This window comes from Sphingobacterium allocomposti, from assembly GCF_008124885.1.
Taxonomy (GTDB): domain Bacteria; phylum Bacteroidota; class Bacteroidia; order Sphingobacteriales; family Sphingobacteriaceae; genus Sphingobacterium; species Sphingobacterium allocomposti.
Genome location: NZ_VNHX01000020.1, coordinates 14,839 through 32,877, shown reverse-complemented (window position 1 = coordinate 32,877; position 18,039 = coordinate 14,839). Strand labels below are relative to the sequence as shown.

Below are 18,039 nucleotides of genomic sequence, written 5' to 3'. Positions count from 1 at the left end.
CAAAAATGTACGAAGACAACCTCTATCTGAACTTGACCTACCAACTCGAAAAACCATAAAAAAGGAGGATAACCCTAAATCATTTCCATTATGTGACAAAAGTAACAGTACGGTGAGAAAAGATAGTTTAAATTCGCAGATTAAGAATTTCTAAAATGAGGAGCTATGCTGAACAAAGTGACCGTAACAACTGCCCTATTCTTTTTTGCCCTGTTATTCACACAGGGAAATAATTTACGGGCACAAAGCTATTTTTTTGAACGTGTATTTGATGAAACACTTGCACAGGCAAGTTACATCATAGGCGATTTGAATACCAAAGAAGCCATTGTCATCGACCCGCAAAGGGATATGGATGTTTATTTGGAAATAGCCCAGACCAACCACCTTAAAATTACAAAAATCGCCGAAACACATATCCACGCCGACTTTTTAAGTGGTTCCCGTGAATTGGCAGCCGTTACCAATGCTGAACTGTTGCTATCCGATGAGGGCGGAACAGAATGGCAATATCAGTTCTCCCACACAGGGCTGAAAGACGGAAGCATAATTGCAATCGGACAGGTAGAGCTGAAAGTAATGCACACACCCGGACACACGCCCGAAAGCATCACTTTTTTGGTGAGAGATACCAAAGTTCCCGCTACGCCGCAAAGAGCCATAACGGGAGATTTTATTTTCGTGGGCGATGTGGGGCGTCCTGATTTATTGGAAAAGGCCGCCGGAGAGATCGGTTCGCGGGAGATTGGCGCAAGACAGCTATATGCTTCCATTCAGAAGTTTTCCGAACTGCCCGATGATTTGGAAATATGGGGAGGACACGGAGCAGGTTCGTTTTGTGGTAAGAGCCTAAGCACTATTCCGCATTCTACATTAAAAGCAGAAAAGCAGTATAGTAGGGCTTTTCAGTTGAAAAATGATGAACAAGGATTTGTAAAATACATTTTAGACGGACAGCCGACCCCGCCCAAATATTTTGCAGTAATGAAACAACTCAACCGGGTTGAACGTCCGTTACTGATTCAGGTTCCTGTACACCCCAAACTCAATCAGACGGCATTTCAGAAAGCAATAGACAACAATCTTCTGATCATCGATACCCGAAGCAAAGATGAGGTTGCCAAAGGTCACGTTCCAAACAGTATTCATATAGCAAACAGTAATTCGCTTTCTACATGGATGGGATCATTGGTTGACTACCAGCAACAATTGGTTTTGATAACCAATGAACTACACACGGAGGAGCTGACCCGTAAGCTGATGCGTATCGGAATGGATAATATCTACGGTTTTGTAACCGACTTGGAGAAAATGAATATTGAATTGGAGAAGTCAGACCTCGTTAATATCGGGGAACTGAAGAAGCATTTAGACAAAAAAGACGCACAAATCATAGATGTGCGAAGCGAAAGCGAATATAACGTCGGACATATCAAAGGCGTGGAAAATATCGTTTTGACTTCTTTGGAAAACAATTTAGCCAAAATCGATCAAGACAAACCGGTTATTGTGCATTGCCAAAGCGGAGTGCGTGCGGCGATGGCATACTCCATTTTGAAAAGAAACGGAATACAAAACCTCAAAATTTATTCGGGAGGCATCAACGAATGGACGGAAAAAAACAATGAATTAGTGAAATAGAATTTATTCCGATTTTAGAGGTGATATAAAGAATAAATGCGGAGATGGACTTCCGCATTTAATCATAAAAACCCGAACTTTCGGGAAACTTAAAGTTCCGGCACTGAAACGCATCGGCAATAAGTTCTGCCGAATGTACCATTTTTTCAGGCGAATGTCCTAAGTTTACGACCATCAGCTCATCTGCTCCCGATATTTGCTGCACCTTATTCAGGCCACCTGCAACCATTTCTCCCGTACCATGGATCATTTTTGACCGCCAGCTTTCCATCATATATTTTTCCTGTGGCGTGTATGGGTAAGTTGCCAGTTCCGCAGGAGACGGCATTACATACGACTGACGTTTCATCATCCGCATCATGCTATGCGCGTAGCTTTCAGTTTCCGTTAGGGCTTCTTCTTCCGTGTCCGCCGCAAATACGGCAAAACAGGCTAAGGTATAGGGCTTTTCGAGTACTTCCGACGGTTGAAAATTTTCCTTATAAATGGCAAATGCCCTTTCAAGGTTTTCCGGTGAAAGTTGTGCAGCAAAAGCATAAGGACGCCCAAGTTTTCCGGCTAAACGTGCCGAATAGCCCGAAGAACCCAATAGCCATGTAACAGGTTTTCCCATAGAACGTTCAATACCGTTTTCCATATCCTGTCCAGGGCCGGGTACAGCCCAAACCTTATCCTTATACGGATGGTCTTCAGGAAAGTCATTATCAAGAAAATGGAACAATTCTTCGAGTTGTTCTGTATAATTTTCGGCTCCGATATTACGTGTGCCACGAATGGCCGTTGCCGTAAACCCGTCCGTTCCCGGAGCACGCCCAATTCCGAGATCTATCCGGCCCGGAGCCATTGCTTCGAGCATGCCAAACTGTTCGGCAATTATCAATGGAGGAAAATTAGGGAGCATCATTCCCCCAGCTCCCAATCGGATGTGTTTTGTTTCGCCGATCAGACGGGCAAGCATGACTGCCGGAGACGATGTGGAAACAGCAGGCATGGAATGGTGTTCAGCAACCCAATAGCGGGCAAACCCACGGCTATCAGCAAGTTTCGCCAGTTCAATACTTTTGTCTATACCCTCGATCGGGGAAAATCCCTTGCCCGTCGTTGCCCAATCCAATATGGAAAGTGGCACGGGGGCATTCCCTTGTTTTGATACCGTTTTGAAATTGTTCCGCTGTTCTTTTTTATTTTCGGTCATTTTATATCCTTTGATTTTATACGTAATTTAAAGTACAAAGGTATCTGTAATCGAAGCGGAAAAGGATACCAAACCAACCCCTTATCCTACCATTTTGATAAATAAACCTCAATAATTGCGATACCATTTAATCTGAATTTTGTAAATTGCAGACTATGGATCATTAGCGTGTTGATTAGGATGGAGACTTATAAATTTCATAAAACGGACTGCGGTGTAGATTTTCTCCTGAATGTTGTCCATTTGGAAAGTGCAGACGGAACGTACCTTAAAAAAGTACCGTTCAATACCGATTTTTTTGAAGTGGTGTTCTTCAAAAAAGGCAATGGCCAGCTTATATTGAACCACCAACAGATTGAATTGGCGGATAACAGTATTGTTTTTATTTCTCCCTCTCAGAAAAGGCAGTGGCATTTTGAAGAAAATAAGGAACAGGATTTTACCATACTTCTTTTCCAAGAGGATTTTCTCAATGAATTTTTTGCCGACAAACTTTTCACCTATAAACTACTGTATTTCTATCAACTTCATTTTCCGGTAAATATGATGGTCGATAAACCGCTGATACAAAATTATTGTACATTTCTCACCGAAATAAAAAATGAACTTACCCATACCAAAGCAGATAGCGTTCACATCATACGTTCACTTTTGTACTATATTCTTCAGAAACTCAATAGAGAGTATGCAACGAGAAACCACCTCGATCTGGAAAAGGAAAACAATCATTATGCTTTTCAATTCAAACAATTGATCGAAGTACATATTAAGGACAAACAACGGGTCGGCGATTATGCCGAAATGCTCGGCATCAGTCGAATTTCATTAAATACCGCCGTCAAAGAACAGTTTAATGTAACAGCCACGCATCTATTAAAGCAACGGTTGTTACTGGAAATAAAGAACTATCTTATCCATTCCAAATTAACCGTCAGCGAAATTGCCTATAAACTCAATTTTTCTGAACCCAATCACCTGATGCGTTTTTTTAAAAGTCAAACGGGAATGACGACAAGTAAGTTCCTGTCAGACAGTGAGCATCAGCTTTATTCCCAATAGTAGCTGATAAAAATAATAATCCTGCGTTCTATTTATCAAAATGGTAGTTATATCCAATCTTTTGGTAGCATATCCCCACTGCTATTAGCCGAACTTTGTTTTTATTAAAGAGCGTATAAATTATTAAATTTTAAAACGATGAGTAAAAAAGCATTACTGGTTATTGATATCCAGAACGATTATTTTGAGAATGGGGCTTGGGAACTCGTGGGAGCCGAAGAAGCAAGCCTGAAAGCAAGAAAAGTGATAGACCACTTTAGAGCGAACAATCTTCCCATAGCACATATCCAGCATTTTGCCGTTGATGGTAATATTCCTTTCTTCCATCCGGGAACACAGGGAGCGGAAATCCATGAGAACGTAAAACCATTGGAGGGAGAAAAACTTATCCAAAAATTCTATCCGAACAGTTTCAGGGAAACAGATCTGTTGGAATATCTGAAAGCAAATGATGTGACCGAAGTAGTTGTGACAGGTATGATGTCCCATATGTGTGTCGATGCTACCACAAGAGCCGCTAAAGATTTTGGATTTGACTGTACGGTCATCAGTGATGCCTGTGCTTCTAAAGACCAGGAATTGGACGGTAAAGTTGTAAAAGCCGCAGATGTGCACACCGCATTTATTGCAGCACTGACGTTCTTCTACGCAACGGTTAAAACCGCTGACGAATTTATCAACGCTTAAAGAGTGAATTACAGGAACAATATACTATTGTTCCTGTAACTTTAAATGATATGAACACGATCAGGAACCAAATTCTGTAAAAGAAAATAGTGTTAAAATGCGATAAATTCAATTTTGCTACTTGTCCACTTACGCAAATAACACTACTTTTGTAAATTGATGAACAGGACTATGCCAAATATTTTAGAATATTGTAAGCGAAGCTTTTTAGTGTTCGCTGCAATGCTTTTGGTATTACTTTCGTCCTGTGCGATCAAAACAAGCATCAAAAACTTAGCTGGTATTCCCTCGAAAACAGAGCGGGGCGTACCAAAAGGAAACAAAAATTTTTCGACACACACAATTGAAAAATGTGCGCAGTTTGATGCTTCAGATACACAAATCGTTCAAAAGGTTTCTTTCAGTGCGAACGATTTACTGCCTGCCGTTATCTTCGCGGCGGCATTTCTATTTTTATTCGGCTTACGCCCTGTAAGCAAAGAAAGCAAACACCCGCTTTACAGTGGTAGCGGGAAAATCCGGAGTTCTATTCCCATCTTTCTCGAATACCGGAAACTTATCATTCATTACGCCTGCTAATTCCCTTTTTCCCTGTTGACCGCACCTGTTCAACGGGACGAATTTCTATTGATTTCATTTTAAAATAATCTAAGGTCGCCGCTTGCGACCTGTCCAAAATTTGTAGAGTAATATGATAAAATATATTATGGCAACCGCATTATTGTGGTTAGCCATTGTTGCTACGCTTCCACTATATGCACAGCAACAAAAGGAACATACTTTAGGCAGCCTGTGGCCTAAAGTCGAAGAAAACTATCCGGGCGTTGGCGCAAAAACATCGGCGATTGATGCCGCAAAATTCAACCAACGGGCGGTCAAGGGCAATATGCTCCCACAGGTAATCGCACAGGCACAGAATACCTACGGAACTTACGAGGGAAGCGCAGGAGCGTTTTTTCCGCAGGCAGGCTTTTTCAATGTAAGCGGTTCGGCAGTACCACTGGACGGTAGTTATACAGCTGCCAATACCTTTGGCTCCGCCATCCTGCAATGGGAAGTATTTTCTTTCGGGAAGCTCCGCAAGCAGAACGAGGCCGCGGGTGCATTGTACGATAAGTCGGTCAGCGATAAAGATGCTTATTTACTCAACCTGAAAAAGACATTATCCGAAAGGTACATTGGTCTGTTATACAACGATGCTAAACTGCAATGGACGGAGAAGAACGCAGAACGCCTGGACGATATTCGTAAAATAACGTCGGGCTTGTCCGCTTCCGGTTTACGACCTTCGGCAGACAGCCTGCTCGCCGCATCATCGTATGTGCAGGCAATGGGCGAACGCGACAAATGGTTTGGTTTTAAAAATGCCGCGTACATCAAATTATTGGAATTGTACGGCAATGATACCGTTAATTATACCGCATCTACAAACCGCTTTGGCAATCCCGCAGAAAATGACTTAAACAAGGTCAATACCAATAATCCCACGCATCCCATTTTAGATGCTTTGCATAAGCAATCGGAGTATTACACGTTGAGCGGAGAAGCACAAAAAAGGTCTTCTTTGCCCTCTATCAACCTGTTGGGCGGTTATGCTTATCGGGGTACGGGCATCAGCCCTAACGGAACGGTATCGGGAGCGTGGAAAGACGGCTTTAATAATACGACCAATAATTTTTTGGCGGGTATCGGCATTACGTGGAATTTGACCAGCCTGCATACCAACCGTATGAAAGGCGAGCAGCTTTTTAAAGAAGCCGAGAGCACCAAATTATTGCAATCACAGTACCAGCAGGCGATGCAGGCGGATTTATCCGCTTTGCAGGCAAAAATAATTCAGCAGTACGAACAACTCCAGAAAACAAGGCTTGCCGTACGGCAGTCGCAGGATGCGTACAATATGTACCTGGCAAGGTACAAAAGCGGTTTAATCACGCTCAGCGAACTGTTGCAGATACGCATCTTGCTCGAACAGGCGGAGAACGCCCATATCGAGGCTTCCCGTGACTACTGGGTGTTGCTGGCTTACGAAGCGGAGCTTACTGCCGATTTCGACTTTTTGTTTAACAACCTTTAATTAATCGTATATGAACATGATAAGATTTGCGTTAAGAAAGCCCATTGCGATTATGGTTGTCGTACTTGCGATAGCTTTCTTTTCCTACAATACCGTAAAAAAAATAAACGTAGATATATTTCCCGAAGTGGAATTGCCTGCGATGTACGTCGCTATGCCTTACGGCGGATTGTCGCCTGCCTATATGGATGGGTTTATGGCAAACGAGTTCCAAAAGGTACTCCTATTTGTGAGTGGCGTAAAAAATATTGATTTTAAAAGCGTACAGGGCTTAACCCTGATGAAGCTGACCTTTTATCCGGGAACCGATATGGCACAGGCTGCAGGAGAAGTATCAACGTCCGTTTCACGGGCAATGGGCTTCCTGCCGCCCGGAGCCGTCCCCCCGATGGTGGTGCGGTTCGACGGTAGTTCGCTCCCGGTAGGTAACCTTGTTTTTGAAAGCGACCAGCGTTCCGTGAATGAAATACAGACATTGGCACTGACCAAAATCAGACCGATGTTCGTACAAATTCCGGGTATTACTTCCCCCGCGCCTTTTGGCGGTAACATCCGTTCCATTGTCATTAACATTGACCCCGATGCGATGCAGGCAAACGGGTTAAGCCCCGAAGATATTACAGTAGCCATTACTAAAAACAGTCTTCCGTCGCCTGCCGGAAATATCCGCATAGGAGAAGAAAACCTGATGGCTCCCATTAACTCCATCGCCAAAGGACCGGACGAGTTATTGAAAACCCCTGTAAAAACAAGCGATAACCGTACCGTATATGTGGGCGATGTTGCCCGTGTGGAAGACGGCGCAGACCAGACCGTAGGGTACGCCTTGATAAACGGGAAACGTTCGGTGTACCTGCCTATTATTAAAAAGGCTGATGCTTCCACATTGGATGCCGTGGAGAACCTAAAGGCTGCCATTCCGATGCTGAAGGACCAATTGCCCGAAGATGTAATGGTCAGCTATGAATTTGACCAATCGAGCTATATCGAACGCTCACTTTCCAATCTTATCCACGAGGGGATATTGGGAGCGGTTTTCACAGGATTGGTCATATTACTGTTCTTAGGCGATACACGGGGAGCCATCATTGTTGTATTTACTATTCCGATTGCCGTTCTTACGGCAGTTACGACATTGTATCTTTTCGGGCAGACCATCAATATTATGACGTTGAGCGGGCTTGCCCTGTCCATCGGTATTCTCGTTGATGAAGCCACCGTAACGATAGAGAACATACACCAGCATATGGAAATGGGCAAGCCCAAACAGCGGGCTATTGTAGATGCCCTGCTTGAAATCTCTATCGCCAAATTGCTGATATTGCTCTGTATTCTTGCGGTACTGACCCCTGCCTTTATTATGACGGGCATACCAAAAGATATGTTTATGCCTTTGTCAATGGCGGTTGCCTTTGCGATGATTGCTTCCTTTTTGGCTTCGCAGACCTTTGTGCCCATACTTGCCAACTGGATGATGAAGAACAAGCACAACACAGAAGCCAATACGCCGAGAAAGCGGGCATTCTTTGATAAGTTCCGTGTCAACTATTCCTACCGTATGCGTAAATGGCGGGCCAAAGCCGCGCCGCTTTTTGTAGTGTACCTGCTGGTGGCAGGTGCTATCGCAGGCTTACTATTGACCGTTGTGGGTACGGATGTAATGCCTGTTTCCAATAACGGCGATTTTCAGATGCGCATACAGGCTCCGCAGGGGAGCAGGATTGAAAAAACAGAACGGATAGTCAAAGAGATTACCGAAGATATTAAAGCTGAACTGCCTGAAAACGGATTGAATATTACTTCCGCGTTTGTCGGGATGCACCCCGCAGGTTCGCCTATCAACCCGATATTCCTTTTCAGTAATTCTTCCCACGAAGCGGTATTACAAATATCCGTTAATCAGGAGGTGTACGGTGGTTCAATGGAAGATTTCAAAGAGAAAGTCCGCAACAAGATTATAGAGAAGCACCCCGAAGTCGCTTTCAATTTTGAACCGATGGAGCTGACCGAAAAAATTATGGGACAGGGCGCAATGACCCCTATTGAAGTCAAAGTAGGCGCAGGTCAGGTAAAAGGTGCTTATGCGCACGCATCAAAGATTGAAGCCAACCTTAAAAAAGTTCCTTACCTGCGTGATGTCCGCATTGCCGAACCCATTGCTTATCCGAGTATGGAAATAGAGGTAAACCGTGACCTTGCGGGACAGTTCGGGCTGACGATGCAGGATATTACCCGCAGCCTTGTTACGGCTACCTCATCTACCCGTTTTACAGACAAGAACCTTTGGATTGACCCAAAATCGGGCTTGGTATTCCAAACGCAGGTACAGATACCGGAGGGCATTATGTCGGAGGAAAGATTGCGGTCGCTTGCTTTGAAAGGGGGAAGTCTTCGCCCTGTACTGGAAGATGTGGCGACCATACGCAGGGTTACGGCTCCGGCACAGGTCAACCGTAAGGGACCGAACCGTTATGTAACCATTGTTGCCAATGTGTACGGTAACGATTTAGGTACGGCTTCCGGTGCAGTGAAGCAAGCCATTAAAGATGCGGGAGAGCCGCCCCGTGGTACAACTATTTGGACAGAGGGAACATTGCAGTTATTGGATGATACTTTGGAAAGTCTTTTGGCTGGTTTGGGCGTAGCTATTATTGCCATATTCCTGATGCTTTCGGCTTATTACCAATCGTTCAAAGTGCCTTTGATTATTCTTTCGGTATTGCCTGCCGTAATTGCGGGTAGCCTTATTATTCTATTCCTAACGGGCAGTACGCTCAACCTGCAATCTTATATGGGTATTATTATGTCGCTTGGGGTATCAGTTTCCAATGCGGTACTGTTGGTCAATCAGGCAGAATATTACCGCAAAAAATTACTCCTGAAACCTGCCAACGCTTCGAGGCTTGCCGCTTCGTCAAGGTTAAGACCTGTATTGATGACCGCAGCAGCGATGCTTGCCGGAATGTTGCCGATGGCAATGGGCTTAGGCGACGGAGCAGAACAGGTAGCACCTTTGGGCAGGGCGGTTATCGGCGGGCTGATTGCCTCTACCGTTACCATCCTTTTATTGGTTCCGCATTTCTTTTCTTCCCTGATGTCGAGGACTAAAGTCATTAGCCCGTCGTTAGACCCTGATGATTGCGAGAGCAGGTATTACGCAAAACAATCCGGTAAATAAACGATATAATAAACTTTAAAAATTAGCATTACAATGTATCAAAGCATTTCAATAAATAGAAAATCAACAACCCTACTGGCATTGACCACATCGCTGGTATTGGTGCTTTCAGCCTGTTCCCAAAAAGAGCAGGAAAAAGGACAGGCGCAAAAGGAGCAGCCTACATCCGTGAATTATAAGACGGCTCCTGTACAGGTCATCAATCCCGAATACGAAATATCCGTTCCGGCAGAACTGAAACCATTTGAGCAGGTAGCGGTGTATGCAAAAGTTACGGGATTTGTACAACGGATGTACGTAGATAGAGGCGACAGGGTGCGCAAAGGTCAGCTTTTGGCGGTACTGGAAGCCCCCGAAATGCAGCAGCAGTACCTTTCCGACAAATCTACCGAGCAAAAGGTTTATAGCGATTACCTGTATGCAAAGCAGGCGTATGACCGATTGGTAACGGCTTCCAAAACAACCGGAGCCGTAGCGGATATTGAACTCGACAGGGCTAAAAGTGCAATGGAAAGTGCCAAGTCCGCTTATGATGCTTCCAAAGCAGGTACGGCGCATTCCTCGCAGTTGCAGCAGTACCTACGCATCACAGCACCGTTTGACGGCGTGATAACCCAAAGGAATGTTTCGGTCGGCGCATTGGCAGGAACAGGCAGCAATACGCCTTTATTTATGATGGCGCAGAGCAATAAGCTCCGCCTTACCTTATCCCTGCCCGAAAAACACGCAGCATCCGTACACGAGGGAATGCCCGCTACATTTACCGTTAGCTCACAGCCGGGAAAAACGTTCGATGCCAAACTTTCCCGCACATCGGGTTTGCTCGACCAGCAAGACCGTTCCCTTACACTGGAATTTGACGTACACAACCCGTCGGGCGAATTGCAGGGCGGCGATTATGCGCAGGTTAAGCTGAAATTAAAACGTAAAAGCCCGTCGAATTGGGTGCAGACGAAGAGCGTATTAAATACGCAGTCGGGAACCTATGTTTTAACCTTGAACAACAACGAGGTAAAACGGATTGCTGTAAAAGAGGGTATCCGCTTAGATACGCTGACAGAGGTTTTCGGCAATCTTTCTCCAGCAGACAAAATCATTGTCAAACCATCGGAAGAAATCAAAGAGGGTAAAATCAAAAAATAAGATTATGAAAATGAACATTAAAAAAATAGCCATGCTCCCGCTAATAGCGATTACGGGATGGGCATACGCAGCAATCAATGGCAATGCCATTGACGGTAGTATGACCGCAAAACAAGGCACTAATGGCGAAAAGCCGTTAGTGTCTAATACGCAGCAAACGCCTGATTTAAAGTTTAAGGACGAAAACGGCAAAACCATTTCGTTACACTCGTTAAAAGGTAAAGTTGTCTTTATCAATCTATGGGCAACGTGGTGTCCGCCTTGCATTCACGAAATGCCCTCTATTAACGAACTGCGGAAGACCTTTAAGGACAATAAAGATTTGGTATTCCTGATGGTTGATGTGGACGGGAAAATAGAAAAGTCAAAAGAGTGGATGAAAAAGAAAAAATTTGACCTGCCTGTACACGTTCCCGACGGCGAGATACCCCGTGAGCTATTCACTGGCTCTATCCCCACTACCATTATCGTAGATAAGCAAAACAACATCATCGGCAGGCAGGTGGGCGGCGCAGACTATTCGTCAAAGGAAGTCATCGACCTGATGACGAAACTGTTAAACGAAAAATAGGTAGCAACAATTAATAAAAATAATTAGCAACACTTAAAAGATAATACAATGAAAAGGATAATATTTTTTGTGGCATTCTTATTCATAAGTGCCCCATCATTCGGACAAATACTAAAGCCTGTAAAATGGTCGTATGCTTCAAAACGTATCAATGATAAAGAAGCGGTGCTGCTGTTAAAGGCAACGATAGACAACGGCTGGCATATCTATTCACAAACGGTTCCGAAAAATGGTCCGCAGCCGACAAGTTTTTCTTTCCTTTCGTCGAAAGCCTACCAATTAAACGGAAAGGTTCAGGCGGCTAAACCTACCGTGAAGCACGACCCGACTTTTGATATGGAAGTAGGCTATTATGAAAAATCAGTAGTGTTCCAGCAAAAGGTAAAACTAACAGGCAATTCGCCTACGGTAAAAGGTACGCTTACCTATATGGTTTGTAACGACAAGCAATGCTTACCGCCTGAAGAAGTGGCGTTCAGCATTCCTGTAAAATAAAAGGATATACTATGAGATTAATAGCGAAAATATTAACGGTACTATTCATTAGTGGTTTGATGGCGGTTACTGCCAGTGCGCAGACGGACAGCCTCGTATCGTTTGATGATGTGGAGTTTACGGAAATAACGGAGCAGCAGCCCGTTCAGCAGGACAGTATCGCAGCATCCACCGATAAAGAAACATCGGAAATCGCCTATTCGATTATAACCGATGAGCCCGAAACGGATAAAAGTTCGTTATGGGCGATATTTATTGCAGGATTTATAGGGGGATTTGCCGCATTGATTATGCCCTGCATTTTTCCGATGTTGCCCCTGACCGTAAGTTTCTTTACCAAAAGCGGGCAATCTAAAGGCAAAGCAATAATGCAGGCAATACTTTATGGCTTGTCAATTATAGTCATATATGTATTGCTGGGGATTTTGATTACGGTTATTTTCGGTGCGGATGCACTCAACAGCCTTTCCACCAACGGCATATTCAATTTTGCGTTTTTTGTTCTTCTGGTAGTGTTTGCTTTCTCCTTTTTCGGTGCATTTGAATTGACTTTGCCCGCCTCGCTTGCCAATAGGTTAGACCGCAAAGCAGACCGTGGAGGGTTATTGGGGCTTTTCTTTATGGCAGCTACGTTGGCAGTGGTTTCGTTCTCCTGTACAGGCCCCATCATTGGGACGTTACTTGTACAGGCGGCTACAATGGGCGAGCTTTTAGGACCCGCCATCGGGATGTTGGGGTTTGCATTGGCTTTGGCAATTCCATTCACACTGTTTGCTATGTTTCCAAGCCTTTTAAAGAGCCTGCCGTCTTCGGGAGGTTGGCTGAACAGCGTAAAGATCACACTCGGATTTTTGGAGTTGGCTCTCGCTTTGAAATTTTTGAGCAATGTAGACCTTGCCTACCATTGGAATTGGTTTGACAGGGAAGTCTTTTTGGCACTTTGGATTATCATCTTCGGGTATTTGGGCTTCTACCTACTGGGAAAAATACGTCTTCCCCACGATAGACCAATGGATAAATTGAGCCTGCCGAGAATGGTGCTGTCAATGATTGTACTGTCCTTTACCCTGTATATGGTTCCCGGACTATGGGGAGCGCCCTTAAAATCCATTTCTGCATTCTTACCGCCGCAATCGACACAGGACTTTGATCTGTACACATCTTCGTTTGGCGGAACACAGGCGAGCAACACGAATGACGGCAAAGCGCACAAATATTCAGATATATTCCACGCTCCGCTAAACCTGAATGTCTTTTTTGACTATGAAGAGGGCATGGAATATGCGAAAAAGGCAGGCAAACCTGTCATGCTGGACTTTACGGGACACGCCTGCGTGAATTGCCGTAAGATGGAAGCATCCGTATGGCCCGATAAGGATGTATATAGGCTATTGAACGAGGAACTTGTCCTTATACAACTTTATGTAGATGACAAGACTGCATTACCTACAGAGGAACAGTATGTATCAACGTTCAGCGGGAAAAATGTCCGTACCATTGGCAACAAATGGAGCGACTTTCAGGCGCGTAAATATAACTCCAATTCACAGCCTTACTACGTGCTTTTAGACCCGTCCAGTGAAGAAATATTGGTAAAACCCATCGGAGCAGATTATGACCCGAAAAGCTATTACGGCTTTCTTCAATCGGCAATAGACAAATACAGGAATAAGAGTTAACAGAATAAGACAACAGTAAAAAATCATTCAATATGAAAATGCAATTTAAAAAATTAGCGGTACGCTCTGGGATTTTCATCGTAACAGCCATTTCGCTTGCAGCCTGTGGAAATCCATTTAAGAACAAAGGGAACAGGACAACGGATGGGAATACCCCGACAGAGGAAATTGCAAAAGTGGAAGCTCCGGCGGAAACTTCGGATATTTCCTTTAAAGGCGGTGACGGCAAGACCGTGACATTAAGTTCCCTAAAAGGCAAGGTTGTATTTATTAACTTTTGGGCCACGTGGTGTCCGCCGTGTATACGCGAAATGCCGTCCATCAACGAATTGAAACAGTCGTTCAAGGGAAATGACAACATCGTATTCCTGATGGTGGACGTAGATGACAGAATGGAGAAATCTTCCGCCTTTATGCAAGAAAACAATTACGATCTGCCAGTATATGTTCCTGCCAGCAATATACCATCGGACTATCTAGGTGGTGCAATACCCACTACCGTTATACTCGACAAAAGTGGAGATATGATAGTTCGTATGGAGGGTGGCAGGGATTATAGAGACCCGGAAATAACCAAAGCTCTTAATGAACTGGTGGAAAGCAACCGATAGCAAAGACGCCGCGAGGAGCAACGCTACGTGGTGATTCGCATTTTGGCATGGCCGGATTGTTCGCAGTTGCGTTCGGCGGTTCGCGCTAACGCTCGTCGCAGTGGGACATAGAAAGGGCGAACAATCCTGTCGTCGCGAGGAGGAACAAGGACGAAGCGAAGGACCCAAGTAAACAAGGTCCTCCGGCCAAGGTTCTTGATGCTACCGTGCCTTATCCTAGCCTAAACCGTTCCAAACTCACTTCGTTCAGACAAGGAACGGTTCTTGACGGCTAGTATGGCGGCCCGCTGACGCAGTCGAACCGATGCCGGTTCTTTCCCCACGCACAGGGCTGCCGTGGAATAGGGTTTAGGTGTAAAGTCGTAAAGGGAGAGGTTAATGGCTAATGGCTAATGGCAGACGGCGAATGGCAGATAGCAGATGGCTAGTGGCGGATGGCTATAAATCGTGAAGTGGTTTTTGATAGCAACGAGCGTCATCTAACCATTCTAACCCATCTAACTACTCTAACTCCTAATAATAGCCGTAAAGTCGTGGATTTGTGAAGTCGTAAAGTGAGGGGCTAATGGCGGATGGCAGATGGCTATAAGCCGTAAAGTCGTTGATTTGTAAAGTCGTGAAGGAAGAGGCGGATGGCAGATGGCAGATAGCAAATGGCTAATGGCAAATGGCTATAAGCCCTAATGCTAGTCGCAATGATTGTTGGGCTTAGACTCTCGGTAAGGTTGTATAGGTTATTTGGTTAATATGATGCCTAAGGTAATAAACCTGCCCGCTGAATAGGGAAGCAACATATCAAAGAAAAGCAGGCCGCAAAGCCTGCTTTTCTTTGTTTGAGGTGAAACGAAACTAATCAAACGATAGCACGAATTCATTCCTTTCGTCTTTTTTCCACGCCAGTTGCTGTGTTTTTGGGGATGCACCGAATAGGGGCGAAAACGTTTTAACTTTAACCGTCTTGTTGTCGGGGAAGAATTCTAAAATACGGATCCAACCGTCTCCACCATTGCCGTTGCGGTGCCCGCCGCCTTCAGACTGTGTATCAAATAGCATCTGATGTACTGCTTTGCCTTGTTTATTGCGGTCCATGCGATAGCCTTCGCCAGAAATATGTCCGGAGATGACCATCTCGATGTTACCGGAAGGATAAACCAGTTTTTCCCATATTTGTTCGCCGTGATTAGCATTTGGAAGTGGGATCATTGGCGATTTTTGGACAACCCGATCAATAGCATAAGGCTCGTAAGTAAACCATTTTGGATGCTTGTTCGTTCGCTGATCCTTATTGTTGAGATACGCGTGGGTCAACAGGATAACGCGGTGGTTTTTGTATTGCGCAAGGTTGGCTACACGGTATGCCCAGGTTACGATCGTGTCGCGTGGTGCGAATTCCATGTTTAGAAACAGATAATCCTGGCCATGAAGCTGTTTTATCTCGAACGCACTGTTCTCCAAGGTGGGTTCACCATGTTCGTTCGTTGCGTTTTGCACGATAGCTTTTCGATTAAGCCAGTTTTTTTCGATAGTGATGTATTCGTTATACCGACTATGCCTGATACCCCGTTTATCAACATTATAATCATGGTTGCCGGTGGCCAGTAGGTACGGCACTTTGTTGTCCAGCCGCGCGAACGAACGGGATACCGTTTCCCATTGTTGTCTGCCAGTTTGGTTGCCGTCATGGCCTTGGTTAATAAGATCATTTTGTTCGACGAGGTCGCCCACGCAAAGTACCATCTGTATATTCAAGCTGTCAATATTTTCGGCAATCCACGCGGTCATTAAATCGAGTATAGGTTGATTACGCTCCCATTTTGAGTAGTTTTGTATATCGGGAAGCACAACCATGGACCACGATTTTGGATTTTCTAGGGTGGGCCGCTGCGCTACCGCCGCTTGCGTGACGTAGAGCAGGGCAATCATAAGGAATGTTGTTTTTCTCATATCAGTAACCTGGATTTTGTATTAATTGCTTATTGGCGTCCATTTCGGTCGCAGGAATTGGCCAATACTCATCTTTATTTTCTTTATAGATAACCGTCTGGGTGGTGAAGTACTTGGTGGCTTCGGTGTGATTATACACCGGATTATGGTTCTCGTCGATGTATTGTAAGGTACTGGCCGACCAGCCGTTGCCTTCTCGGTTTAGGTATAGATAACCGTTCATAACGTCCTTCGCGATTCCCCATCGACGTAGATCATACCATCGTAGACCATCGTTCGCTAGCTCGACCTTACGCTCGTAGCGAAGTGCAGAACGCAGTTGCTGCTGGTTAAGCCCTTCGGTAAGTAGTGGCATATGTGCACGGCGGCGGATCCTGTTTATAGCGTTGTAAACAGAGGCATCAAGCTCATTGGATTCGATTTTTGCCTCGGCATAAATCAATAACAATTCTGCCAGCCGAAAGATGCCTGCGTTCAATTCGGATTGACCGCTTACGGAGGTGCTGTTGAAGTCATTTATATCGAGGTGTTTGCGCCACAGGTAACCGCTGAAGGAACGATAGGCATTGGTGGCATCTGTATTTGTTACTGAACTTGGCTCTGATGAGCTTCCATTATTTACCGGCCAATAATTAAGAACAGTGCGATGCTCCGTTTGCGGTTGGAACTGATAGCCCATAAACCTTGATGCCGGTCGTACGCAATAGAGATCGAGACGCGGGTCTCTATTCTTGAACGGCTGCTCGGGATCATATAAGGGCGATTCGTCGATTGGAAGACCGTCAAGAGCCTGAAAAGAATCGATGAAATTTTGGGTTGGTCCCCAGTAGCAAACACCCTTCCCTAGGCGCGAGGCGCCATAGTACTGGCGATTGTGTGTATTACCCGCCGCAATACTATATTCGGCCACCCATATCCACTCGGAACTGTTTGCGTATCCTTCGTGTCCGAAGATATTACTTACGTCCGGCTCTCCCGCTTGATGATTTTTTCCAGCGACATCGATCGTTGCGTTGAATGATGTTAGGTCATGGACACCTTCGGCATATTCCAGCCCTTTTTTTGCGGCTTCAGCAGCTTCTGCATAGCGTTTTGCATATAATGCCACACGCGCTTTGAGCATATAGGCGGCGACACGGCTGGCCCGAACGTGGCCGTATGCCGATTGGCTGATCGGCAGATGCTCGGCGATTTCACTCATCTCGTCAAGAATAAACTGCTGTATTTCAGCCTTCGGTGTACGCGGAACGTCAGCATTATCCAGTCCTACCGCATGCCGGAGAAGGGGAACGTTACCATACAGTTCAATGAGCTGGGAGTAGCAGTATGCGCGCACAAAGCGTAATTCGGCTGCTAGCTGTAAGTAACTGTCGTGGTCCATGGATCCTTCGAGGTTGGATAGGTTGTCCAGCACAAGGTGTACGCGGGCGATGGTGCGGTAGTGGTACTGCCAGGGCTTGGTGGCTAGCGCATTGTCCGTCGTTAGCGAACTGGTAATCGGAGAGGTGTAGTTGGTTCCGGGGCGTGCGTAACCGACATCGGTGATGTTGTCCATAACGTGCCATATCGGCGTGCTGGCAGCATCCAAGGTGGAAATGGATTGATAGGCTCCGTTCAAACCTAAAATGGCTTCTTGTTCGTTTGCCGGAAAGCTGCCGGTAGAAGGTCCCTCCATTGGTAATCTATCTAGATCACATGAAGAGAATAAAAGGCTGTATAAAAGACTGCTTATCGTGAAATGTTTTATTATTTTGATCAT

At 45.1% G+C, this 18,039-nt stretch carries 14 protein-coding genes; 11 read left to right on the top strand and 3 right to left on the bottom strand.

Annotation, left to right across the window (positions count from 1 at the left end; genetic code table 11):
* The first annotated feature begins 165 nt into the window (after nt 1–165).
* Nucleotides 166–1,641, top strand: a complete 1,476-nt coding sequence (locus BC792_RS13795; protein ID WP_148909601.1) for an MBL fold metallo-hydrolase — start codon at nt 166–168, stop codon at nt 1,639–1,641.
* Between the two features lie 58 nt (nt 1,642–1,699).
* Here BC792_RS13795 and BC792_RS13790 read toward each other — a convergent pair whose 3' ends face one another.
* Nucleotides 1,700–2,836 carry an LLM class flavin-dependent oxidoreductase gene (locus BC792_RS13790; protein ID WP_148909600.1) on the bottom strand — a complete coding sequence of 379 codons (1,137 nt, stop codon included), beginning with the start codon at nt 2,834–2,836 and terminating at the stop codon, nt 1,700–1,702.
* Between the two features lie 180 nt (nt 2,837–3,016).
* Between BC792_RS13790 and BC792_RS13785 the strand changes: the two genes are divergently transcribed.
* The 10 genes from BC792_RS13785 (at nt 3,017) to BC792_RS13740 (ending at nt 14,336) form a co-directional block, all read left to right on the top strand.
* Nucleotides 3,017–3,895, top strand: a complete 879-nt coding sequence (locus BC792_RS13785; protein ID WP_148909599.1) for a helix-turn-helix domain-containing protein — start codon at nt 3,017–3,019, stop codon at nt 3,893–3,895.
* Nucleotides 3,896–4,033: 138 nt separating this feature from the next.
* Entirely contained in the window at nt 4,034–4,582 is a 549-nt protein-coding gene (locus tag BC792_RS13780; protein ID WP_148909598.1) for a cysteine hydrolase family protein, read from the top strand.
* A 171-nt stretch (nt 4,583–4,753) separates the two neighbouring features.
* Nucleotides 4,754–5,161, top strand: coding sequence for a hypothetical protein (locus BC792_RS13775; RefSeq protein ID WP_246155074.1), 408 nt, complete (start codon nt 4,754–4,756; stop codon nt 5,159–5,161).
* Between the two features lie 112 nt (nt 5,162–5,273).
* Nucleotides 5,274–6,659 carry a TolC family protein gene (locus BC792_RS13770; RefSeq protein WP_148909596.1) on the top strand — a complete coding sequence of 462 codons (1,386 nt, stop codon included), beginning with the start codon at nt 5,274–5,276 and terminating at the stop codon, nt 6,657–6,659.
* A gap of 10 nt (nt 6,660–6,669) precedes the next feature.
* Nucleotides 6,670–9,837 (top strand): efflux RND transporter permease subunit, encoded by a 3,168-nt coding sequence (locus BC792_RS13765; RefSeq protein ID WP_148909595.1) that lies wholly within the window; start codon nt 6,670–6,672, stop codon nt 9,835–9,837.
* A 33-nt stretch (nt 9,838–9,870) separates the two neighbouring features.
* Nucleotides 9,871–10,980 (top strand): efflux RND transporter periplasmic adaptor subunit, encoded by a 1,110-nt coding sequence (locus tag BC792_RS13760; protein ID WP_148909594.1) that lies wholly within the window; start codon nt 9,871–9,873, stop codon nt 10,978–10,980.
* A gap of 4 nt (nt 10,981–10,984) precedes the next feature.
* Nucleotides 10,985–11,551, top strand: coding sequence for a TlpA family protein disulfide reductase (locus BC792_RS13755; RefSeq protein ID WP_246155072.1), 567 nt, complete (start codon nt 10,985–10,987; stop codon nt 11,549–11,551).
* Nucleotides 11,552–11,599: 48 nt separating this feature from the next.
* Nucleotides 11,600–12,046, top strand: coding sequence for a protein-disulfide reductase DsbD N-terminal domain-containing protein (locus tag BC792_RS13750; RefSeq protein WP_148909593.1), 447 nt, complete (start codon nt 11,600–11,602; stop codon nt 12,044–12,046).
* 11 nt (nt 12,047–12,057) lie between these two features.
* The gene (locus BC792_RS13745; protein ID WP_148909592.1) at nt 12,058–13,725 is read left to right on the top strand and encodes a protein-disulfide reductase DsbD family protein; all 1,668 of its coding nucleotides are present in this window, start codon (nt 12,058–12,060) and stop codon (nt 13,723–13,725) included.
* A 32-nt stretch (nt 13,726–13,757) separates the two neighbouring features.
* Nucleotides 13,758–14,336, top strand: coding sequence for a TlpA family protein disulfide reductase (locus BC792_RS13740; RefSeq protein ID WP_148909591.1), 579 nt, complete (start codon nt 13,758–13,760; stop codon nt 14,334–14,336).
* A gap of 849 nt (nt 14,337–15,185) precedes the next feature.
* Here the strand turns inward: BC792_RS13740 and BC792_RS13735 are convergent.
* Nucleotides 15,186–16,280 (bottom strand): metallophosphoesterase, encoded by a 1,095-nt coding sequence (locus BC792_RS13735; RefSeq protein ID WP_148909590.1) that lies wholly within the window; start codon nt 16,278–16,280, stop codon nt 15,186–15,188.
* A 1-nt stretch (nt 16,281) separates the two neighbouring features.
* Nucleotides 16,282–18,039 (bottom strand): RagB/SusD family nutrient uptake outer membrane protein, encoded by a 1,758-nt coding sequence (locus BC792_RS13730; RefSeq protein ID WP_148909589.1) that lies wholly within the window; start codon nt 18,037–18,039, stop codon nt 16,282–16,284.